Origin of the sequence: Cupriavidus sp. USMAHM13, assembly GCF_001854285.1 — a bacterium.
GTDB lineage: Bacteria > Pseudomonadota > Gammaproteobacteria > Burkholderiales > Burkholderiaceae > Cupriavidus > Cupriavidus malaysiensis.
The window spans coordinates 404,963-425,166 of the sequence record NZ_CP017752.1; the positions used below are offsets into that span (position 1 = coordinate 404,963).

The 20,204-nt window shown below is 69.3% G+C and carries 20 protein-coding genes and 3 pseudogenes; 16 read left to right on the forward strand and 7 right to left on the reverse strand.

Features of this window, described 5'->3' with window-relative positions; genetic code table 11:
- Positions 1-930 carry an MBL fold metallo-hydrolase gene (locus BKK81_RS20175; protein WP_071021895.1) on the reverse strand — a complete coding sequence of 310 codons (930 nt, stop codon included), beginning with the start codon at positions 928-930 and terminating at the stop codon, positions 1-3.
- Between BKK81_RS20175 and BKK81_RS36935 the strand changes: the two genes are divergently transcribed.
- Together BKK81_RS36935 and BKK81_RS20185 are read left to right on the forward strand one after the other, a co-directional pair.
- Positions 907-1,812, forward strand: a complete 906-nt coding sequence (locus BKK81_RS36935) for a hypothetical protein (RefSeq protein WP_156811408.1) — start codon at positions 907-909, stop codon at positions 1,810-1,812. The two genes, BKK81_RS20175 and BKK81_RS36935, sit on opposite strands and share 24 nt — an antisense overlap.
- Positions 1,813-1,863: 51 nt before the next feature.
- Positions 1,864-2,253 carry a glycine zipper family protein gene (locus BKK81_RS20185; RefSeq protein WP_071017147.1) on the forward strand — a complete coding sequence of 130 codons (390 nt, stop codon included), beginning with the start codon at positions 1,864-1,866 and terminating at the stop codon, positions 2,251-2,253.
- Between the two features lie 47 nt (positions 2,254-2,300).
- Here BKK81_RS20185 and BKK81_RS20190 read toward each other — a convergent pair whose 3' ends face one another.
- Positions 2,301-3,077, reverse strand: a complete 777-nt coding sequence (locus BKK81_RS20190) for an alpha/beta fold hydrolase (RefSeq protein ID WP_071017149.1) — start codon at positions 3,075-3,077, stop codon at positions 2,301-2,303.
- A gap of 31 nt (positions 3,078-3,108) precedes the next feature.
- Entirely contained in the window at positions 3,109-3,615 is a 507-nt protein-coding gene (locus BKK81_RS20195; RefSeq protein WP_071017151.1) for a ClbS/DfsB family four-helix bundle protein, read from the reverse strand.
- A 319-nt stretch (positions 3,616-3,934) separates the two neighbouring features.
- On the opposite strand from BKK81_RS20195, the gene BKK81_RS37100 reads away from it, so the two are divergent.
- Positions 3,935-4,195 (forward strand): hypothetical protein, encoded by a 261-nt coding sequence (locus BKK81_RS37100; protein ID WP_197524029.1) that lies wholly within the window; start codon positions 3,935-3,937, stop codon positions 4,193-4,195.
- A 167-nt stretch (positions 4,196-4,362) separates the two neighbouring features.
- Here BKK81_RS37100 and BKK81_RS20210 read toward each other — a convergent pair whose 3' ends face one another.
- Entirely contained in the window at positions 4,363-5,439 is a 1,077-nt protein-coding gene (locus tag BKK81_RS20210; RefSeq protein ID WP_071017157.1) for a porin, read from the reverse strand.
- A 478-nt stretch (positions 5,440-5,917) separates the two neighbouring features.
- Between BKK81_RS20210 and BKK81_RS20215 the strand changes: the two genes are divergently transcribed.
- The 6 genes and pseudogenes from BKK81_RS20215 (at position 5,918) to BKK81_RS34550 (ending at position 11,387) form a co-directional block, all read left to right on the forward strand.
- Positions 5,918-6,307, forward strand: a complete 390-nt coding sequence (locus BKK81_RS20215; RefSeq protein WP_071017158.1) for a BlaI/MecI/CopY family transcriptional regulator — start codon at positions 5,918-5,920, stop codon at positions 6,305-6,307.
- Positions 6,304-8,046 carry a M56 family metallopeptidase gene (locus tag BKK81_RS20220; protein WP_156811409.1) on the forward strand — a complete coding sequence of 581 codons (1,743 nt, stop codon included), beginning with the start codon at positions 6,304-6,306 and terminating at the stop codon, positions 8,044-8,046. The genes BKK81_RS20215 and BKK81_RS20220 overlap by 4 nt, the downstream gene beginning before the upstream one ends.
- Positions 8,047-8,126: 80 nt before the next feature.
- The gene (gene blaOXA, locus BKK81_RS20225) at positions 8,127-8,987 is read left to right on the forward strand and encodes a class D beta-lactamase (RefSeq protein ID WP_083384303.1); all 861 of its coding nucleotides are present in this window, start codon (positions 8,127-8,129) and stop codon (positions 8,985-8,987) included.
- A 7-nt stretch (positions 8,988-8,994) separates the two neighbouring features.
- Positions 8,995-10,143, forward strand: a pseudogene (locus BKK81_RS20230) (acyltransferase family protein).
- 208 nt (positions 10,144-10,351) lie between these two features.
- On the forward strand, positions 10,352-10,816 hold the full coding sequence (locus BKK81_RS20235; RefSeq protein ID WP_071017164.1) for a helix-turn-helix domain-containing protein: 465 nt from the start codon (positions 10,352-10,354) through the stop codon (positions 10,814-10,816).
- Positions 10,813-11,387 (forward strand): annotated as a pseudogene (locus BKK81_RS34550) (PIN domain-containing protein). Before BKK81_RS20235 ends, BKK81_RS34550 begins: the two are co-directional and overlap by 4 nt.
- Positions 11,388-11,576: 189 nt before the next feature.
- Here BKK81_RS34550 and BKK81_RS20245 read toward each other — a convergent pair.
- Positions 11,577-12,194, reverse strand: a complete 618-nt coding sequence (locus BKK81_RS20245) for a J domain-containing protein (RefSeq protein WP_071017168.1) — start codon at positions 12,192-12,194, stop codon at positions 11,577-11,579.
- A gap of 180 nt (positions 12,195-12,374) precedes the next feature.
- Between BKK81_RS20245 and lepB the strand changes: the two genes are divergently transcribed.
- A complete protein-coding gene (gene lepB, locus BKK81_RS20250; RefSeq protein WP_071017170.1) occupies positions 12,375-13,061 on the forward strand; it encodes a signal peptidase I in 687 nt (228 codons plus the stop codon).
- 31 nt (positions 13,062-13,092) lie between these two features.
- On the opposite strand, the gene BKK81_RS35545 is transcribed toward lepB, so the two are convergent.
- Entirely contained in the window at positions 13,093-13,242 is a 150-nt protein-coding gene (locus BKK81_RS35545) for a hypothetical protein (protein WP_156811410.1), read from the reverse strand.
- A 60-nt stretch (positions 13,243-13,302) separates the two neighbouring features.
- Positions 13,303-14,226, reverse strand: coding sequence for a LysR substrate-binding domain-containing protein (locus tag BKK81_RS20255; RefSeq protein WP_071017171.1), 924 nt, complete (start codon positions 14,224-14,226; stop codon positions 13,303-13,305).
- Positions 14,227-14,402: 176 nt separating this feature from the next.
- Here BKK81_RS20255 and BKK81_RS20260 point away from each other — a divergent pair, with 176 nt between their 5' ends.
- The 6 genes and pseudogenes from BKK81_RS20260 to BKK81_RS20280 all read left to right on the forward strand — a co-directional run bounded on the left by BKK81_RS20260 (position 14,403) and on the right by BKK81_RS20280 (position 20,134).
- Positions 14,403-15,491 (forward strand): tartrate dehydrogenase, encoded by a 1,089-nt coding sequence (locus BKK81_RS20260; protein WP_071017173.1) that lies wholly within the window; start codon positions 14,403-14,405, stop codon positions 15,489-15,491.
- Between the two features lie 187 nt (positions 15,492-15,678).
- Positions 15,679-16,101, forward strand: a pseudogene (locus tag BKK81_RS20265) (cation:dicarboxylate symporter family transporter); the annotation flags it as partial.
- A gap of 16 nt (positions 16,102-16,117) precedes the next feature.
- Positions 16,118-17,461, forward strand: a complete 1,344-nt coding sequence (locus BKK81_RS20270) for a glycerate kinase type-2 family protein (protein WP_231908181.1) — start codon at positions 16,118-16,120, stop codon at positions 17,459-17,461.
- A 16-nt stretch (positions 17,462-17,477) separates the two neighbouring features.
- Positions 17,478-18,896, forward strand: coding sequence for a pyruvate kinase (pyk, locus tag BKK81_RS20275; RefSeq protein ID WP_071017176.1), 1,419 nt, complete (start codon positions 17,478-17,480; stop codon positions 18,894-18,896).
- 18 nt (positions 18,897-18,914) lie between these two features.
- The gene (locus BKK81_RS36085; RefSeq protein WP_157903291.1) at positions 18,915-19,067 is read left to right on the forward strand and encodes a hypothetical protein; all 153 of its coding nucleotides are present in this window, start codon (positions 18,915-18,917) and stop codon (positions 19,065-19,067) included.
- Positions 19,068-19,117: 50 nt separating this feature from the next.
- Positions 19,118-20,134, forward strand: a complete 1,017-nt coding sequence (locus BKK81_RS20280; RefSeq protein ID WP_071017178.1) for a tripartite tricarboxylate transporter substrate binding protein — start codon at positions 19,118-19,120, stop codon at positions 20,132-20,134.
- Positions 20,135-20,204: the final 70 nt, after the last annotated feature.

The following is a 20,204-nucleotide window of genomic DNA, read 5'->3' on the forward strand; positions in this document are numbered from 1 at the left end:
TCACCCCAGGCGATACACCCCGCCCTCGTCCACCCGCACCCGCCCGTCGGCCAGCAGTTCGGCCAGGTGCCGCGCGATCGTGCGGGTCTCGGCGTCCACCACCCAGAGTCCCTCGTAGCCCTGCGGATACAGCAAGCGCCGTTCGACCAGCTGCGCCAGCGTCTGCGGGCCTTCGCCGAGCCAGGCCAGCAGGCGCTGCTCGCGCTCGTCCAGCTTGGCCGCGAAAGCAGCAAGATCGCGCAGGAAGCGTTCGCGCTCGGTATAGACGCCGCGGTGGTGCGAGGTGACCCACACCTTGGCCGGAATCTCCGGCAGCCGCGCCAGCGTGCGGCGGAAATCCGCCAGGCTGGAGCAGGCGTCGCCATAGTAGGGCCCGAAGCCGGTCAGGTCGATATCGCCGATGAAGGCCACGCCTTCGGGTTCGACCAGCAGTACGGTGTGGCCGGCCGTATGGCCGGGCATGTGGAAGGCGCGGATGCGGACCTGGCCGAGGTCCCAGGTGGCGCCATCCACATAGGCCTGCGCGTCGGGGCGCGGCGCGTAGAAGAAGTCGCGCTGGAAACGCGCCAGCATCTCCGCCGCGTAGCCGGCATGGCTGCCATAGGCGGCCAGCAGGCCGTCCCAGCTGCGCGCCGCGGGCAGGTCGGCCTCGTGCACATGGACCGCGGCATGGGGCAGGCGGTGCAGGCCGGCCATGTGGTCTTCGTGCACGTGCCCCATCACCACCAGCTCGGTGGCCTCGAACTCCGCGCCGATGTGGTTGGCGACGATGGGCGTATCGAAGGCCGCGCGGGTATCCGAGCCGCGCACCAGCACCTGGTTGCCGTCGGGATACTTGCCGCTCTTTTCGCCGAAGAACACCGAGACCCGATCGAAATCGACACGCTGGATCGGGGCACGGGAACGATGACTGCCGACAAGCTGGTCCATGGGGATCGTCCTTCTGTCGAGGGAGGCCGCGGCAGCGGCGATCGCATCCGCGATCGCCTCGGCGGGCTCGCCGCGCACGCTGCCAGGGGCAGCGCAGATGGTATCACCCGTGGTCCTGGCGCGTGCGGCGCGTGCGGCGCGTGCGGCACGTGCGGCGCGGGACGGCTGCACCCGCGGCAGCGGCAGCGGCAGCAGCAGCAGGCACGCGAGCGCGTGCAGCCGCAGGCCGCGGAACAAGCGCGCGAGGCCGCGGCGGTGGATGCGCTGTTCGGCCGCACCGGGCCTTGGACGGGATGGCGGAATAAATCCGACCTGTCAGCCGTTCAATGCATGTACGGGGTTCTCGACGCCCCGCCCGCCTGGCGGAAAATGCGGAAAATCAGGCAGCGCAGCAGGAGGCACATCATGAACGGGCGCAGGCTTTGCCAGATCGCCCTGGCATGCGTGGCAGCGGCCGCGATGGGCGGCGGCGGTCCCGCGCTGGCCGCCGGTCACGGCGGCGGCGGTGGCGGCGGTGGCGGCGGCGGTGGCGGCATGCACGGCGGTGGCATGCACGGCGGCGGCTTCCACAACGGCGGCGGCTTCCACCATGACGGTTTTCACCGTGGGCATGCACGTGTGGCCTTCGCGGTGGGCGGCGGCTGGTGGGGCTGGCCCGGCTGGGGGTGGTGGGGATATCCGTACGACGGCTGGCCCGACCCTTACGCCTACTCCGGCTACTACGCGCCCGCGGCCCAATACATCGAGAAGGGCGATGATTCGGACCTGGCGTCGGCCAACGCGTGGTGGTACCGCTGCGACCGGCCCGGCGGCTACTATCCCTACGTCAAGGAATGCCCGGGCGGCTGGCAGCCGGTACCGGCCCGGCCGCCGTCGCCGTAGGGCGCGCGGATACCCGGGTAGCGGTGACGAGGCACGGATGACGAGGACCAGATGAAGCGGCGTTCCCTCCCCCTCCTGGTAGCAGCTGCGCTCGCCATGGGCGGCTGCACGAGCATGCCGACCGGCCCCAGCGTGATGGTGCTTCCGGGCAGCCACAAGACGTACGAGCAGTTTCGCGGGGATGACTTGAACTGCCGCCACCTGGCGCTGGACCGCGTCAGTGGTGCGAGCCCGTCTCAAGCCTCCGGCAATGCCAGCGGCACCGGATACTCCGGCTACGATGCGCAGCAAGAGTACGACGCAGCCTACCTGCAGTGCATGTATGCCGCCGGACACCGGGTCCCGGCCTACGGGCCGATGCTTGCCGCGCCGCCGGCGCGGCCGCCCGCGAATTACAGGCCCGATTTCCCGCCGCCGGCACCACAAGGACGCACCCCCTGAATGCCCTGGCCAGCGCGAGATGGGAACTGCCACTCCGAGGCCTTGGGTCACTTGACCTGCGACAAGCTGGCAAGGAATGACTTGAGCGCAGGAAGAACGTCTTCAGGGCAGTCTTCCAGCACGGTATGCGAGGCGAAAGGCAGATTCAGCAGGCGCGCCCCTTCGACCTGCTCGACCAGCTCAAAAGCCTGACGGCGGGAAACCAGGAAGTCCTCATCGCCATGAACAACAAGGAGCGGGCAGGCGATCGAGCGCACTGCCGGCCCCGGATAGGCGTTGTCATCGTTCCCGAGCCACATGGCCGCGGTTGCACCGAACAACATCGCAAAATCAGGCGCGGGGTTTTCAGCCTCGTAGTGCTGGACCTGCTGCGGGAACATGCCACGCCACTCGTCCACCGTGATGCCCTGATAGATTGCGCGGGCCGGGTCATCGGCCGGCAGTTGCCAATGCGCGCCAGCCGCCACGACAAAGCGAGGCCGGACGGCACCGGATGCGGCAAGGCGCAATGCCACGATACCGCCGTCGCTGTGGCCGATGATCCCGGCATCTGTCAGGCCAAGCTCGGCCAGAACGGCGGCGGCATCCTGTTCGAGCCGACGGTAGGTGAGAGGGAGGTCGCCCAACGCCGATCGCCCATGCCCACGGCTGTCGATGGCAATCAGCCGATAGTCCGCTGCCAGATGCTTCGCCAATGGCAGGAAGTCGTCTCGGCTTCCCAGGCCGCCATGCAGCAAGATGATCGGCTGCCCGCCCGCCTTGCCTGCTTCCGACACAAACAGGGCGGCATCGCCCGCGATCACTGTCTTACCGATGTTGAACATGCTTTCTCGCTCGAAATCCTATGGATGGAGTTCAGCCCTTTGTCTTCATCCACTTACGCAGGCGGCTGCGCGCGTTGGCATAGGGGGACGCCGTGTTGAACTGGATCATTCTTCCCATCGTCCATTTCCCATACCATGATGTCCCGTAAAGCTCGTGCTCGCTATGGGTCTCGATCTGCAAGACAATGCGATCCTTCGCAGCCACCAAACGGTCCAGGAGTTGCGGCCAGGGGACGATCTCGTGGTCGCGATAGAACTTCTGCGCGAGGCGGCCCAGTTCGTTCCACTTGAAGCCGGTCTCGGGGAAATCGACCGGCTCGCCGGCCGCGTCCTGGTCAAGCCATTTCAAGACCAATTCATTCCAGCCGACCAGATAGGCAGCGAGGTTGGCAACGCTCATCTGCGTTCCCTTCGCATGGCCTTCCAGGCTGCGTTCATCGACCAGCGACAGCGGCACGGCGCGTAGCTCCTTGATGAGCTTATCGAAGTTTGCATCAATCGCTTTGAGCAATTCGTCCTTGTTCGTGGGCACGGCCATATCTTCTCCATCGGATCCAGTCGATCAGGGTCTTGATGATGTGAGCGCTGCCGGCTTCGGCGCATGTTCTAAAGCGCTCAGCCAAGCGGATGACGCCAGCCGACGTGGCCGGTCGCGCCAGCATCGGAATCCATTCGAGGTCCGGCCTGGAGGCTGGGCGCGATGCGGGATTCGAGAACGTGGTCAGCCTGGCCATGGTGCCTGGGCGGATCAAGGAACTCGAAGGACGGTTCTTGCCCAAGCTGGACCGCCCGGAGGACGTTCGCCGTTACGAGCACAGCACCAGGCGACAACGTACCAGGAGAGAGCCCAGCCATGCTTGACCCGCGTCATGTCACCAGCCGGCGCATGGAAGTTGGCGCCGGCCTACGACGTGACGTTCTGCGAGGGGTCAGGCGGGTACCAGATGGACGTGATGGGCGAGGCTCCGGCTCTCGACCGGCGGGCCATGCTGAGCCTTGCTGATGAAGCGGAGGTCCAGGCGGATGCTGCCAGCCGGATCATCGACCGACTGTGCGACGTGGCCGGCCAGTTTGCGGCCATGGCTGCAAACCAGCTCCAAGACGATGGCGTGGCGTGATCACGATGGCCCGACGCTGGTGCTTGCGTTGCCTCGCCCGCAACCGGCGCAGAAAAAAGGCCGGCAAGCCTGCCGGCCGAACGTCCCGGCTCGTTGCAAGAGGCCAAGGTCGATATGACGGATCTGCGGCGCGCCCCGACAGCGCGCCGGTGTTGGTCAGCGCGCGCTCAGAAGCGGTGGCGCACGCCGAGCATGGCGCCGGTCTGGTTCTGGCCCGGCAGCGTGTTCTGGGTGCTGGTCAGGCCATAGGCGGCGTTGCCGTGGTTCTTCACGTAGCCCAGCAGCAGGTAGGCGTCGGTGCGCTTGGAGAGCGCGTAGTCGGCGTCCAGCACGAACATCAGCGAGTCCTTGCTGTCGGTGCGCGCATCGGTGTAGTACGCCGCGCCGGTCAGGCTGAAGGCCTGGGTGAACTTGTACGTGGCACCGCCCCAGTACAGGTTGTCGTGGCGCGCGGTGGCGGTGGTGACCTCGTCGCGCAGCCAGCGGTAGCCGGCGAACAGCTTGGCCTGGCCCAGGCTGTACGAAGCGCCGACGGCGGCGCGGCGGGCGCTGGCGCCGGAGGTCGCCACGGTGGTGCCCTGGTACTGGTCGTAGGCCACGCCCACCGACAGCGGGCCGTTGGCGTAGGCCATGCCGCCGCCGAAGTTGGTGCCGACGCGGAAGCTGCCCGGCACTTCGCTGCCGTTGGCGATGGTGCTGTCGCGGCCGGTGCTGTAGAAGGCCGTGGCGGTCAGGCCGCCGAAGGTGCCGGTGTACTTGAGCGCGTTGTCGGCACGGCCGTTGAAGCCGTTGGTGTCGACCGCGTTGAGCGAGTAGCTGTTGCCGACCGCCATCGGGTCATAGTCGCCGAACAACTGGAACAGCGCGTTCTGCTGGCGGCCGAGGGTGATGGCGCCGTATTCGCTCTGCAGGCCGACATAGGCCTGGCGGCCGAACAGGCGGTTGCCCTGGCCGGAGGTGCCGGTATCGATGTTGAAGCCGCTCTCCAGCACGAAGATGCCCTTCAGGTTACCGCCCAGGTCTTCCACGCCGCGGATGCCCCAGCGCGAGCCGGACAGGCCGCCGGAGGTCACGCCGAACAGGTTGCCGCCCTGGCCGGGGGTGCTTTGGACATGGCTCTGGTAGCTGACGCCGGCATCGGCGATGCCATACAGGGTGACGCTGGAGGAGGCCGACTGGGCTTGGGACGCGGCGGGCACGGCGAGCGTGGCGGCGGCGAACGCGAATGCGATGTTCTTTTTCAACTGGAATCTCGATGTGGTGTTGCCAGGGAGCCTTGCCCGGAGCGCGGCGCGGATGGATCGACGCGCGGGGCCCTGGCATGGCAGGCCGCATCATGGAAAAACCAGATGACAATTCCGTGAAACAGTTACATCAAAACAACAATCTTTGTTCCAGATTGCGAAATGACTGTTCGTGCCGACGAACAGTCGCGGACAGGCATCTGACACGCCACTTTCCGGATGATTCGAGTGGTTCAAGCGGTACTTACAGCACTGGCGTGCCGGCAGCGCTGCCAGGGTCGCTCCGGTGACGCTCTGGCCGCTCTGGCCGCTCTGGCCGCTCTGTGCCCGTCAGTGCCGCCAGTGCTGCCGGCCTCGTCGGGGCCCCACATATAGACAATATTTTCTAGACATTCTTTTCTAGAAAGAATAATCTACATGTATCGAATCCTCCACGCGGCGCCGGCAATCCCGATGCCGCGCCGCACCCGCTCCTGCCATGAACCGCTTCCCCGCCAGCCCCCTCAAACCCACCAGCGCCGAGCTCGACGTACTGCAGACCCTATGGGAAACCGGACCGGCCACGGTCAAGGCGGTGCACCAGGCCATGGCGGCCGATCGGCCCGAGCTGACCTACGCGAACGTCCTGCGGCTGATGCAGATCATGCACGGCAAGGGCCTGCTGGAGCGCGACGAGAGTGAACGCTCGCATGTCTATGCGCCCGCACAGAGCCAGAAGTCGACCCAGGCCAGCCTGCTGAAGGACCTGATCAGCAAGGCCTTCGCCGGCTCCGGCAAGGCCCTCGTGCTGGCCGCGCTGCGCGGCGGTCACGTCAGCCAGCAGGAGCGCGCCGAGATCGAGGACCTGCTGCGCGGGGACGGCAAGTGAGTGCCCCGATGGCCGGCTTCGGCTGGATCGCGGGCGATGTGCTGCTGGCCTTCCTGTGGCAGGGCCTGTGCATCCAGGCCGCGGCGGCCTGCCTGCTGTGGTGGATGCGCCCTGCCGGCGCCCGTGCCCGCTATGCGGTACTGTGCGCCGCCCTCGTCCTGTGCGTGGTCGTACCCGTGCTGGACGCGGCCGCCCGACTCGACACCTGGCAGGCATCGGCCGTGCTGCCGGATGGCGCCGCCGGCATCGTCACGCTGCCGGCGACCTGGTCCGGCGTGCTCGCCGGCATGCCGGCCATGGCCGCGCCGGCGCTCCCGTGGCGCGCCTGGCTGGCGATGGCGTGGCTGGCGGGCGTGAGCGGGATGACGCTGCGGCTGCTGCTGGGCATGGCCTGGCTGCGGCAGGTGATCCGCTCCAGCCGGCCCTGGACCGATGCCGCATGGACAGCGCGCGTGCAGGCGCTATCGGGCCGGCTGCGCCTGCCGCGCGGCGTCGCGCTGCGCATCGCGCCCGGCCTGTCCAGCCCCGTGACGGCGGGCTGGTGGCGGCCCGTGGTGCTGGTGCCCGCCGGCCTGGTGAGCGGCATGCCGGCCGACCTGCTGGAGGCGCTGCTGGCGCACGAGCTGGCGCATGTCCGGCGCCTCGACTACCTGGTCAACTTCCTGCAGCGCGTGATCGAGGCACTGCTGTTCTTCCACCCTTCGGTGTGGTGGCTGTCGCGCCGCCTCGGCGAGGAACGCGAGCACATTGCCGACGATATGGCCGCGGCCTGCATCGGCGCGCCGCGCACCCTGGCGCGCGCGCTCGACAGCCTCAGCCGCGGCATGCCGGTGCCGGCCGCCGGCCTCGACTTGGCGCAGCAGGCGCGCGGCGGGGCACTGGCCCAGCGCATCCGCCGCCTGCTGCGCCCGGCGCCGGCGCCCTCGCGTGCCGTGCTGGCGGCCCCCTGGCTTGCCGCGGCGCTGGGGCTGGCCTGCGCCGCCGCATGGACCGTCCCGGCCGCCCCGACCGCGCCGTCCGGCTCCGGCCTGGCCGGCATCGAGGCGCTGGTCAAGGCCAGCGGGGCGGCCCACGTGCTGGTGGTGGATGCCGCCTCGGGGGCCAAGCTGATCGGACGGGCTGAGCATGAGGAAGTCCCGATCGCCTCGCTGACCAAGCTGATGACGGCCATGGTGGTGCTGGATACCGCCCCGGACCTCGCCCGCCCCGTCCGCATCGAGCGGGAGGATGCCGAGGCCACCCGCAACAGCGTGTCGCAACTGCCAGTGGGCGCCAGCGCGACGCTGGGCACGCTGCTGAAGCTGGCGCTGATGTCGTCGGACAACCGGGCCGCCCACGCACTGGCGCGCAGCTATCCCGGCGGTACGCCGGCGTTCGAGCGGTCCTTGCGCGACAAGATGGCACAGCTCGGCCTGATGCACACGACGCTGCGCGAACCGACCGGCCTGTCGCCGGCCAATCGCTCCACGGCTGCCGACATCGAGCGCATCGTGAACGCGGCGGCCGCCTATCCGGAGATCGCGCGCGACAGCACGCGGCCGGCGGAAACCGTCAACATCGAGGGCGGTGCCCTCCACTACCGCAATACCAACCCCTTGATCGGCCGCCGGGGCTGGGACATCCAACTGTCCAAGACCGGCATGTCGCCTGCGGCGGGCCGCTGCCTGGTCATGCGCGTCCGGGTGCAGGGACGCGACCTGACCCTGGTGCTGCTCAAGGCGCGCCAACAGCCGGCGTAGCCGCGCTGCCTCCTCCCCGGCCGCGCCGGCCCCGGCGCCGGTGCGGCCGTTCCTCCGTGCTCCACCCTTGATCGATTGCCATGAAGCCAAGACTGAACTGGCGCGGGATGTCCCTCGCCCTGATCCTTTGCGGGCCGTGCGCCGCGCCGGCCTCCGCCCTCACCCTCTGCACCGTCGTCGCCGACGCGGTCGACGGACGCGTGCTGCTGCAGCAGGGCCAATGCGCCGAGCGCTATACGCCGGCATCCACCTTCAAGCTTCCGCTCGCCCTGATGGGCTTCGACGCCGGCATCCTGCAGGACGAGCACACGCCCGCGTGGCCGTTCCAGCCCGGCTATCCGGCCTGGGGCGGCGAGCCGTGGCGCCAGCCGGTGGACCCGGCCCGCTGGATCCACTACTCCGTGTTCTGGTACTCGCAGCAGCTCGCCGCGCGCCTGGGGCAGGATCGCCTCCAGCAATACACGTCGGCCTTCCAGTACGGCAACCAGGATGTCTCGGGCCAGCCCGGCAAGCAGAACGGCACACAGGGCGCCTGGTTCAATGCCTCGCTGCGCGTCTCGCCGCTGGAGCAGATCGCCTTCCTGCGCAAGATCGCCATCCGGCAGCTGCCCGTCGGCGCGCATGCCTACGACATGGCCGAGCGCCTCTTCGCGCAGGAGCAGAGCCCGGACGGATGGCGCGTGTACGGCAAGACCGGGACCGGATCGCCCGGCTCGGACGGCAGCTATGACCGCGACCATGCCTACGGCTGGTTCGTGGGCTGGGCGGAGAAAGGCGAGCGGAAACTGGTGTTCGCCCGCCTGATCCAGGACGAGCAGGCCACGACGCCGAACGCAGGCGTGCGGGTACGCGACGCCATCCTCCGCGAGTTCCCCGCCCTCGCCGGCACCGGCACCGGCACCGGCACCGGCACCGGCACCAGCATCAGCAAGAAGGACTGAAACCGCCGTGCATCCCGATCCGCGCAATGGGCGGATCGACATGCTGCGCGGCGTGTCGATCCTGCTGGTGCTGCTCCACCATTTCAATATCGCCTACCCGCTGCAGGACACCGTGCTGGCGGCAACCCTGGGCTGGCCCGCCGTGCGGGCCGTAGCCCGCAACGGCAATTACGGCGTGACGATCTTCTTCGTCATTTCCGGCTTCCTGATCACCACCAACGCCCTCGAGCGCTGGGGCAGCCTGGAGCGGATCCGGCTGCCCGGCTTCTACGCCCTGCGCGCGGCACGCATCCTGCCCGGCCTGTTCCTGGCACTGCTGGCGGTGGACACGCTGGCCCTGGCGGGGGTGCGGATCTTCGACAACCGCGCGGGCGCGCCGGTATCGCTATGGACCGTCAATCTCGCCGGCGCGACCTTCTGGATGAACGTCCTCATCACGTAGCACGGCTGGATCAACTATCCGCTGGGCGTGCTGTGGTCGCTGTCGGTCGAGGCGGTGTTCTACCTGCTGTTCCCGCTGGCCTGCGTGGGCCTGCGGCGCCCGTCGGTCCGCCTGGCCCTGGCGCTGGCGGCGATCTGCATCGGCCCGTTGTACCGCTACGCCCACGCGGGCGACGAGGGCGGATTCCTGTACGCCTATCCGGCCTGCTTCGACGCCATCGCGATCGGCTGCTGCGCGGCGGTGCTGGCACGGCAGCGGCCGTTCCCCGTACTGCAGCAGCGCGCCGTCCGCGCGCTGGTCGCGGCCGCGATGGCGGCGCTGTACCTGGCCTGGCCGATCGCGCAAAGCCATGTGCTGGGCGTCAGCGCAATGGCCCTGGCCACAGCCTTGCTGCTGCTGGGAAGCGGCCGCGCCGCGCCCTTGTCGCGGCCGGCCCGGGCACTGGCGGCCTGCGGGCGCCGGAGCTACGAGATCTACCTGTTCCACCTGCTGGTGCTGGGCTCGATGCGCACGCTCATGCCTGCGGCCATGATCGCCGGGGATGCGAAGACGGTCCTGCTGGCTGCCTACCTGGTGCTCTCGGTCGCGGTGGGAGCGTGCGTGGCCTGGTCGTGGTCGGACCCGATCAATGCGGCATGGCGCCGCCGGTGGGTCCGCTACCCGGCCAGCGCGCCATCGGCGGACGGGCGCGGCGGACCATCCGCTGCGAACTGAAGCAGGAGCACGCACAGATTGCGACGGTGCACTTGAGTCGGTAGCGGAGTCATGGGGATCAAACGAGGGCTGACGACCGCATGCCAGCCGATCCCCCAGCCTCAAGGCAATCGTAGAAGGCAGGATCGCTTGGCATTCGTTTCGTTTGTTGCGTTTTTCGATTGTTTCGTTTAACGTAGATCACTGATCAACGCCCAGGAGTGATGCCGTGACCGCCGCCTATTCGAGAGTAACGCTACCCGTGGAACGGGAAGTGCAGGCTGCCGTGCAAGGTCAACGCGCCTTGGCGGCTTATCTGGCCACCCAGGTCGAGACCCAGCGCATCCAGATCTTCGATGACAAGAATCAAGCTCATCAGGTGGAGCTGCCAACATCGGCGCTCCGCCTGCTGGTGGACATCCTGGCCGAACTGGCCGGCGGCAATGCCGTCAAGGTCGTGCCTGTTCATGCCGAGTTGACCACGCAGGAAGCGGCCGACCTGCTCAACGTCTCCCGGCCGCACCTGGTCAAGTTGCTGGAAGACGGCGCGCTGCCGTTCCATCGGGCTGGCAAGCACCGCCGCGTGCGCTTTTCGGACCTGATGCAGTTCAAGGCCGCGCGCGATCAGGCTAGTGAGCAAGCCATGGCCGAGTTGGCGCATCAAGCCCAGGTGTCTGACATGGGTTACGAATGAGGCATTCGCCATTCACAGCCCTGTATGACGCTTGCGTGCTGTATCCAGCGCCACTGCGCGACTTTCTCATGTGGCTGGGCCTGTCGGGGCGGTTCCGTGCACGGTGGAGTCCGCAGATCCACGACGAATGGAAGCGCAATCTGCTGGCTAACCGCGAAGACCTGACGCGCGAGCAACTGGATCGCACATCGGACCTGATGGATCGCGCTATCCCTGATGCCTTGGTCCTTGACTACGAGGCACTTGCCGTCGAACTACGGTTACCGGACCCAGACGACCGGCACGTACTCGCCGCCGCCATTCGTTGCGGCGCCAGCGTCATCGTCACCTTCAACCGGAAAGACTTTCCGGACGACGCATTGGCACCGTTCGGCATCGAGGCCCGGCACCCCGACGAATTCATCGACAACCTGTTCGACCTGGATGCGGCCGCTGTCGTTGCCGCCGCCCGGCAGCAGCGCGCGCAGCTCAAGCATCCGCCCATGGAGTCGACCGCTACCTCGACGTGCTGCAACGCCAGGGCCTGCTGCAAACCGTCAAGGGCCTGGGCCAATACCGTTCCATCCTGTAGGTCGCGACTCGCGGCAGCGCGAAGGGATTCCATGATCGATCCCCGCCGCGAGCCGGCCTGGATATCTTCGTCGGGCAAGAAATGGGCCGCGCTGGACGGCCTGGGCGCGGCCGCCGTGCGCCATGGATGACGACGACTTCCGCACCGTGCACAACGACCTGTACTGAGGCAAGCGCAGCGTGCGCCGCCTCAGCGCTGCGGGTGCAGGCCGAACAGCCCGTGCCAGAAGGACTCGAAGGGGGTGGTGTGCCGCCGGGACTGCGCCTCCGCGCCCGCGGCAGCCGCCGGTGCCTCGCCTTCGGCCCCGGCCTCGTCTTCCGCCCGGGCCTGGGCTTCCGCTGCCGCGGCCTCGGCCCGCCGTGACTCCTGCAAGGCCCACACGCTGTCCGCGATGCGCGCGGCCAGTTCCGCCTCGCAATCCCGGCCCAGCAGCACGCCGAAGATCACGTCGCGGTTGTGGCCGTCGCCGGCAAAGCGCATGGCCAGCGCCACCATGGCCTCGTAGTGCTGCTGCGCGGCGCGCTCGGCCTCGCGTTGCGCCGCGCGCTCCTGTTCCTGTTCGGCCTCGTGCTCGGCCTGCCAGCGCTCCATCTCGCGCGCGTACACCTCGTCGTAGACCTGGCGCTGCACCGGGTCGGACAGAATGGCGTAGGCATCACGGATCTCCTGGAAGGCGGCATGTGCCTCCGCCTCGCGGCCCAGGTTGCGGTCAGGGTGGGACTTCATCGCGGCGCGGCGGTAGGCGCGCTTGATCTCTTCCAGAGAAGCGTGCTCCGGCACGCCGAGGATCGCGTAGAGAGTGGTCATGGTGCGCTGGCGGGTGGGCGGGTGCTGCGATGGACGCCGCTCATCCTAGCATGGGCCGGAGCGCTTTTGCTGCAGCGCGGCAGCCCCCCGCAGGCATGGCTTCGGGCGTACCGGTTCGGGTGTACTCTAGGGCTCTTGCCAACCTCGGCCGCCAGCGCGGCCTTCTCCCCTCATCTCCCTATGCAACTCCTCGCCAAGCTGTGGAAAGAGAACAAGGGCCTTGCCGCCTTCCTGTTCCTGATGGTGCTGTTCCGTGGCGCGATCGCCGACTGGAACGTGGTGCCGAGCGGCTCCATGCTGCCGACCCTGCGCATCGGCGACCGCATCCTGGTGGACAAGATGGCCTACGACCTGCGCATCCCGCTCACGCACCAGCGCCTGGCCTACCTGAGCCAGCCGCAGCGGGGCGACATCGTCACCATCGATTCCGCCGCCGCGCACACGCTGCTGGTCAAGCGCATCGTCGGCGTGCCCGGCGATACCGTGGCAATGCGTGACAACGTGCTCTACATCAACGGCGAGCGCGCCTCGTACCAGCCGCTGGACGCCACCGCCGCGAACGTCGCCCCCGATGCCGGCGCCGCCTATTTCACCGAAGCGGTCGGCGGCATGGCGCATACGGTCCGGCTGTCACCGCTGGCCCCGAGCCCGCGCCGCTCGTTCGGGCCGGTGCCGGTCCCGGCCGGCCAGTACCTGATGCTCGGCGACAACCGCGACAACAGCGCCGATTCGCGCTACTACGGCTTCTTCCCCCGCGAGGAAATCATGGGACGGACCCGCCGGGTCGCCTTCTCGCTGGATCCGGAGCACTACTACCTGCCGCGCCTGCAACGCTTCGGGGCGGAACTGGACCGCGCGCGCGGTTGACGGCCACAGCGCGGATGGGCCGGCCTTCGCTTCAGCGGCTGCCGGTCCCCGCCACTACCCTTGCCAGCTGGCCCTGCACCGTATCCAGCCACGCCTGCTGTCCTGCGGCGATCCGCGCGAAGCCGGCACTGCACAACGGATGCGCGGCCAGGCGCTGCCAGTAGGCACGTGCCAGCGGCATGCCGCATATGCCACAAGAACACCGGCACGCTGCAACTCGCCTCCACCCGCCTGCCCTCCCCTACCGCCCGAAGGCCGCGAACTTCGCCGCCAGGAAATCCACGAACAGCCGGATGCGCGACGACAGCTGGTGGCGCTGCTGGTACACCGCATAGATATTCGCTTCGGGCGTGGCGTACTGCGGCAGCACCTGCACCAGGCGGCCGCTGCGCAGGTAGCGCTCGACGTCCCACTCGGCGCGCAGCACGATGCCGTGGCCTTCGAGCGCCCAGTTGACGGCGATCTCGCCGTCGTTGGTGGTGAGGTTGCCGCGCACATGCACGGACTCGGTACGCGCCTTGGCGCCCTTGACCGGGGTCAGGCGCCAGACGCCGTAGGCGTCACTGCCCTGGCGGATGCCGATGCAGTTGTGCCGGGGCAGGTCGGCCGGCGATTGCGGGGCGCCGTGGTCGCGCAGGTATTTGGGCGCGGCGCACAGCAGGCGGCGGTTGGGCGCCAGCAGGCGCGCGACGATGCGCGCGTCGGGCGGCTCGCCGAAGCGCACGCAGACGTCGAAGCCATCCTCGCTGAGCGGCGGCGGGTCGGCGGAGAGCTGGAGCTGGACGTCGACATCGGGGTAGGCACGGCTGTAGGCGGCGATCACCGGCGCCACGTGCATGCGCCCGAAGCCCAGCGTGGCGTTGACGCGCAGCAGGCCGCTCGGGCGCCCCTTGGCGCTGGTCAGCAACTGGCCGAGGTCGTCGATCTCGCCGAGGATGCGGCGCGCGTGCTCCAGCACCACCTCGCCTTCCGGCGTCAGGCTCATGCGCCGGGTGGTGCGTACCACCAGCGGCATGCCGATGCGCGCTTCCATCTGCGCCAGCCGCTTGCTGACGGCCGCCGTGGTGATGCCCAGGTCGCGGGCGGCGGCGCTGAGGCTGCCGGCGCCCGCGAGCGCGGCGAAGAAGCCCAGTTCGGCGGGCTGGATCGCGCTGTTGGCGGTCATCCTGCTGCGTTCCTCGCGGTGACCCTTGCCGGGCACCTCATCACGACCTTCACTGCGAACCTCACTGTTAATTCCAGGTTAAGAATGGTTTAACTTTAGTGCCGATCCAAAACTTCGTCCACCGGCCAGAATCCGCCTCACGCCATGCAGCGGCAACCCTGACCAGGAGACGGAAGATGAAGACCTACCAGATCGCAACCATTCCCGGCGACGGCATCGGCAAGGAGGTGGTGCCGGCGGGGCGGGAAGTCATGGCGGCGCTGGCCGACGCCGGCGCCGGCTTCCGCTTCGAGTTCGAGGACTTCGACTGGGGCGGCGACTACTACCGCCAGCACGGCGCGATGATGCCCGCCGACGGCCTCGACGCCTTGCGCGGCAAGGATGCGATCCTGTTCGGCTCGGCCGGCGACAACCAGATCCCCGACCACATCACGCTGTGGGGCCTGCGCCTGAAGATCTGCCAGGGCTTCGACCAGTACGCCAACGTGCGCCCGACCCGCATCCTGCCGGGCATCGACGCCCCGCTCAAGCGCTGCGCGCCGGAAGACCTGGACTGGGTCATCGTGCGCGAGAACTCGGAAGGCGAGTACTCGGGCGTGGGCGGACGCGTGCACCAGGGCCATCCGATCGAGGCCGCCACCGATGTGTCGATGATGACGCGCGTGGGCGTCGAGCGCATCCTGCGCTTCGCTTTCCGGCTGGCGCAGTCGCGCCCGCGCAAGCTGCTCACCGTGATCACCAAGTCCAATGCCCAGCGCCACGCGATGGTGATGTGGGACGAGGTGGCGGCACAGGTGGCGCTTGAGTTCCCCGACGTGCGCTGGGACAAGGAGCTGGTCGATGCGGCCACCGCGCGCATGGTGAACCGGCCGAAGTCGCTCGACACCATCGTCGCCACCAATCTGCACGCCGACATCCTGAGCGACCTCGCCGCCGCGCTGGCGGGCAGCCTCGGCATCGCCCCCACCGGCAACATCGATCCCGAGCGCCGCTACCCGTCGATGTTCGAGCCCATCCACGGCTCGGCCTTCGACATCATGGGCCAGGGCCTGGCCAACCCGGTGGGCACCTTCTGGTCGGTGGTCATGCTGCTGGAGCACCTGGGCGAGCACGCCGCCGCGCAGCGCCTGATGGCGGCCATCGAGGCGGTCACGGCCGACCCTGCGCTGCACACGCGCGACCTCGGCGGCAGCGCCACCACCGCGCAGGTGACGCGCGCCGTGTGCGACCACCTGGCCACGCAGCGGCAGGCCGAGGCGGCCTGAGCCGCCCCGCCGCCCCTATCCAACCCTTCCCGCCCGGCACCGTCCGGGCCGCCGCGGGCGCGCCACCAGCGCCCGCCCTTGGCGGAATCGTCCAGCAGCCGCCAGAGCTGCGCCGCCAGCGCGACCGGGGGCCAGGCACGCTAGCCGTGCCCCGGCTGCCCTCACGCATCACCCGCAGGAGACAGCCATGATCCGCAGGCTATTGGGAAAGCTGTACGTCCAGGTACTGATCGGCGTCGGCGCCGGCATCGCGCTCGGCCTGTTCGCGCCCGACCTCGCCAGCAGCGTCAAGCCGCTTGGCGACGTGTTCATCAAGCTCATCAAGATGGTGTTCGCGCCCATCATCTTCGCCGCCGTGGTGCTGGGCATCGCCCGCATGGAGAACATGAAGGAACTCGGCCGCGTCGGCGCGCGCGCGCTGCTCTACTTCGAGCTGCTGTCGACGCTGGCGCTGGCACAGGGGCTGGTGGTCGTCAACCTGGTGCGGCCGGGCGCCGGCATGAACGTCGACCCCGCCCATCTCGACGCCAAGGCCATCGCCGGCTACACCCACGCGGCGCAGGCACCGCACTCCTTCGTCGATTTCCTGATGAACATGGTGCCGACCAGCGGACGGATGCACTGAGATGGCCCAGACCTCCATGGACACCAGCGCCTGCCGCACCCTGCTGCGCCGCATGTTCGACGCCGCTGTCGCGGCCGCCCAGCCCGCGCTGACGCTGGCCCGCCACCTGCCGCCGCCGCCGCGCGGGCGCACCATCGTGATCGGTGCCGGCAAGGCCTCGGCCGCCATGGCGCAGGCGCTGGAAGCGGCCTGGCCGTGGCCGCTCGAAGGGCTGGTGGTCACGCGCTATGGCTACGCGGTACCGTGCCGGCGCATCGAGATCGTCGAGGCGGCGCACCCGGTGCCGGATGCCGCCGGCCACGAGGCCGCGCGGCGCATGCTGGCACTGGTGTCCGGCCTGGGCCCGGACGACCTCGTGATCAGCCTGGTCTCGGGCGGCGGCTCGTCGCTGCTGCCTTTGCCGCTGGCGGGCATCACGCTGGCCGACAAGCAGGCCCTCAATCGCGCGCTGCTGAAATCGGGCGCCACCATCAGCGAGATGAACTGCGTGCGCCGCCACCTATCGACCATCAAGGGCGGCCGGCTGGCGGCCGCCTGCCACCCGGCGCGCGTGAGCAACCTGCTGCTGTCGGACGTGCCCGGCGACGACCCGGTCGACATCGCCTCCGGCCCCACCGTGGCCGACCCCAGCACGCGCGCCGACGCGCTCGACATTCTGCGCCGCTACGGCCTGGAAGTGCCGCCGCACGTGCTGCAGGTGCTGGCCTCCGAGGCGGCGGAGACGCTCAAGCCGGGCGATGTGCGCCTGCCCCGGATCGACACCACGCTGATCGCCACGCCGCGCATGGCGCTGGAAGCCGCCGCGCAGGTGGCGCACGAGGCGGGACTGGCCGTGCACCTGCTCGGCGACGCCATCGAGGGCGAGGCGCGCGACGTCGGCCTGGTGCTGGGCGCCATCGCCCGCGAAGTCGCCGACCATCGCCAGCCGGTGGTGCCGCCCTGCGTGCTGCTGTCCGGCGGCGAGACCACCGTGACCGTGCGCGGCCAGGGCCGTGGCGGCCGCAACGTCGAGTTCCTGCTGGCACTCGCCCTGACCTTGCGCGGCCATGCCGGCATCCATGCCATCGCGGGCGACACCGACGGCGTCGACGGACTGGAAGAGATCGCCGGCGCCATCGTCACGCCCGACACCCTGCGGCACGCACAGCGGCTCGGCATCCGGGCGCGCGACGCGCTGGCCGACAACGACGGGCACGGCTTCTTCGAAGCGCTCGGCGACAGCGTGGTGACCGGCCCGACGCTGACCAACGTCAACGACTTCCGCGCGATCCTGATCGCGCCTGGAAGCGGAGCGGAAAGTGCAATTGCAACCGCAACCGCAACTGCAGCCGCAACTGGAACTTGAGGGAAAGGGAAAAGAGATGAGACGCCTTCGCAATGCCAAGATCGTGGCCACGCTGGGACCGGCCAGCACCACGCCGGAAACCATCGACGCGCTGTTCGAGGCCGGCGCCGATGTGTTCCGCCTCAACTTCAGCCACGGCAGCCACGACGACCACCGGCAGCGCTACGACACCATCCGCGCGGTGGAACGCGAACGCGGGCGGCCGATCGGCGTGCTGCTCGACCTGCAGGGCCCCAAGCTGCGCATCGGCACCTTCGCCGCCGGCCCGGTCCCGCTCGCCGCCGGGGCGCCGTTCCGGCTCGACCTCGATCGCGGCACGCCGGGCTCGGCGCAGCGGGTCAGCCTGCCGCACCCGGAGATCTTCCGCGCCCTGCGCGAGGGCTCCGAGCTGCTGCTCGACGACGGCAAGCTGCGCCTGCGCGTGGAATGCTGCGGCGACGACTTCGCCGAGACCACCGTGCTCGATGGCGGCATGCTATCCGACCGCAAGGGCTTCAACGTGCCCGGCGTGGTGCTGCCGCTGTCGGCGCTGACCGAGAAGGACCGGCGCGATCTCGACTTCGGCCTCGGCCTGGGCGTCGACTGGGTGGCGCTGTCCTTCGTGCAGCGGCCCGAGGACATCGAGGAGATCCAGGCCATGGTGCAGGGGCGCGCCGGCATCGTCGCCAAGCTCGAGAAGCCGGCTGCCATCCACAGCCTGGAGGCCATCGTCGCGCAGGCCGATGCGGTCATGGTGGCGCGCGGCGACCTCGGCGTGGAGATGCCCGCCGAACAGGTCCCTTCGCTGCAGAAGCAGATCGTGCGAGCCTGCCGCAAGGCCGGCAAGCCGGTCATCGTGGCCACGCAGATGCTGGAATCGATGATCGCCGCGCCGGTGCCGACGCGGGCCGAAGCCTCCGACGTGGCCACCGCGGTCTACGACGGCGCCGACGCCGTCATGCTGTCGGCCGAGTCCGCCTCCGGGCGCTACCCGGTCGAGGCCGTGAAGATGATGGACAGCATCATCCGCCGCACGGAATCCGATCCGCTCTACCACGATGCCATCCAGGCCTCGCACACGCCGCCGCGCGCCGAGGCGGCCGATGCGATCGGCTATGCGGTGCGCCATGTCGCCGGCCTGCTCAAGGTGCCGGCCACGGTGGCCTACACCAGCTCCGGCTACTCGGCGCTGCGCATGGCACGCGAGCGGCCCGAGGTACCGATCCTCGGCATGACGCCGCGCGTGGCCACGGCGCGCCGCCTGGCGCTGGCCTGGGGCGTGCACGCGGTGCTGTGCCACGAGGTGGTCGACGTGGTCGAGATGACGGAGCTGGCCGGCCACACCGTGCGCAACGAGCACTTCGGCGAGAGCGGGCAATCGATCGTGATCTCCGCCGGCCTGCCGTTCACCGTGGCCGGCACCACCAACCTGCTGCGCATCGCGCAGGTCCAGTAATCCAGTAAGACAGGCGCCATGACGACCATCCAGGAAGTACGCGGCTACGAGATCCTCGACTCGCGCGGCCATCCCACGGTTGCCGCGCAGGTACGGCTGGCCGACGGCACGCTCGGCGAGACGCTCGATGCCATCGGCGTCGCGCTGCGCGCGGCGGCACCGGCAGCGTAGCCGCGCAGTTCCCACCTTCCGACTCAAACGAACACAAGAGGAGACAAGCCATGCCCGCATCCAAGCACTGCTACCACCACCGCCAGCGCCGCCAGGCGCTGCGCCGGCTCGGCTGCCTCGCCGCGCTGCCGCTCGGCCTGGGCGCCGCCACGCTCGCGCTGGCGCAGGAATGGCCGGCCAAGCCGCTCAGCCTGGTGGTGCCCTTCCCCGCCGGCGGCACCACCGACCTGCTGGCGCGCTCGCTGGGCGACCAGCTCTCGCGCAGCCTGGGCCAGCCGGTCATCGTCGAGAACCGTCCGGGCGCCGGCGCCACGCTTGGCGCCGACTACGTGGCCAAGGCCCGGGCGGACGGCTACACGCTGCTGATGGGCGCCGTGCACCACACCATCGCCACCAGCGTGTACAAGAAGCTGCCCTACAGCTTCCAGAAGGATCTCGTGCCGGTCAGCACCCTCGCCATGGTGCCGAACGTGCTCACCATCAACCCGGCGCGCACGCCAGCCCGCGACGTGGCCGAGCTGGTCGCGCTGGCCAGGCAAAGCACGCCCGGGTTCTCCTACGGCTCCAATGGCAACGGTACCGCGCAGCACCTGATCGGCACCCAGTTCCAGGCGGCCACCGGCATCCGCCTGCTGCACGTGCCCTACAAGGGCAGCGGCCCGCTGACCACCGACCTGCTGGGCGGCCAGGTGACGATGTCATTCGATACGCTCGCCACCGTGCTGCCGCACATCAAGGCCGGCAAGCTGCGCGCGCTGGCGGTGACCACGGCCACGCGTTCCAGCGCGCTGCCCGATGTCCCCACGCTGGAACAAGCGGGCCTGAAGGGTTTCGACATCGGCACGTGGTTCGGGGTGCTGGCGCCGGCAGGCACGCCCGGGCCGGTGGTGGCGCGGCTCAATGCGGAGATCGTCCGCATCGTCAAGTCGCCCGAGTTCCAGCAGCGCATGCTGGCCGCCGGCGCGGAGCCGATGTCCAGCTCGCCGGAGGCCTTCGCGCGCCGCATCGACCAGGAAACGGTGAAGTTCGCCGGCCTGGTGAAGGACGGCAAGGTGGCCATCGAGTAAACGGCAGGACAGGGCAGGGCAGGGCAGGGCAGTGGCACGGTGCTCATCCGCCACCACCGTGCCACTGCCC

Bases quoted from the DNA above. Each gene is read 5' to 3' on its own strand.
- BKK81_RS36935 (WP_156811408.1), top strand. From the start codon at position 907: ATGACTGCCGACAAGCTGGTCCATGGGGATCGTCCTTCTGTCGAGGGA.
- BKK81_RS20175 (WP_071021895.1), bottom strand. From the start codon at position 930: ATGGACCAGCTTGTCGGCAGTCATCGTTCCCGTGCCCCGATCCAGCGT.
- BKK81_RS20185 (WP_071017147.1), top strand. From the start codon at position 1,864: ATGAAGCGGCGTTCCCTCCCCCTCCTGGTAGCAGCTGCGCTCGCCATG.
- BKK81_RS20190 (WP_071017149.1), bottom strand. From the start codon at position 3,077: ATGTTCAACATCGGTAAGACAGTGATCGCGGGCGATGCCGCCCTGTTT.
- BKK81_RS20195 (WP_071017151.1), bottom strand. From the start codon at position 3,615: ATGGCCGTGCCCACGAACAAGGACGAATTGCTCAAAGCGATTGATGCA.
- BKK81_RS20215 (WP_071017158.1), top strand. From the start codon at position 5,918: ATGAACCGCTTCCCCGCCAGCCCCCTCAAACCCACCAGCGCCGAGCTC.
- blaOXA (WP_083384303.1), top strand. From the start codon at position 8,127: ATGAAGCCAAGACTGAACTGGCGCGGGATGTCCCTCGCCCTGATCCTT.
- BKK81_RS20245 (WP_071017168.1), bottom strand. From the start codon at position 12,194: ATGACCACTCTCTACGCGATCCTCGGCGTGCCGGAGCACGCTTCTCTG.
- lepB (WP_071017170.1), top strand. From the start codon at position 12,375: ATGCAACTCCTCGCCAAGCTGTGGAAAGAGAACAAGGGCCTTGCCGCC.
- BKK81_RS35545 (WP_156811410.1), bottom strand. From the start codon at position 13,242: ATGCCGCTGGCACGTGCCTACTGGCAGCGCCTGGCCGCGCATCCGTTG.
- BKK81_RS20255 (WP_071017171.1), bottom strand. From the start codon at position 14,226: ATGACCGCCAACAGCGCGATCCAGCCCGCCGAACTGGGCTTCTTCGCC.
- BKK81_RS20260 (WP_071017173.1), top strand. From the start codon at position 14,403: ATGAAGACCTACCAGATCGCAACCATTCCCGGCGACGGCATCGGCAAG.
- BKK81_RS20270 (WP_231908181.1), top strand. From the start codon at position 16,118: ATGGCCCAGACCTCCATGGACACCAGCGCCTGCCGCACCCTGCTGCGC.
- pyk (WP_071017176.1), top strand. From the start codon at position 17,478: ATGAGACGCCTTCGCAATGCCAAGATCGTGGCCACGCTGGGACCGGCC.
- BKK81_RS36085 (WP_157903291.1), top strand. From the start codon at position 18,915: ATGACGACCATCCAGGAAGTACGCGGCTACGAGATCCTCGACTCGCGC.
- BKK81_RS20280 (WP_071017178.1), top strand. From the start codon at position 19,118: ATGCCCGCATCCAAGCACTGCTACCACCACCGCCAGCGCCGCCAGGCG.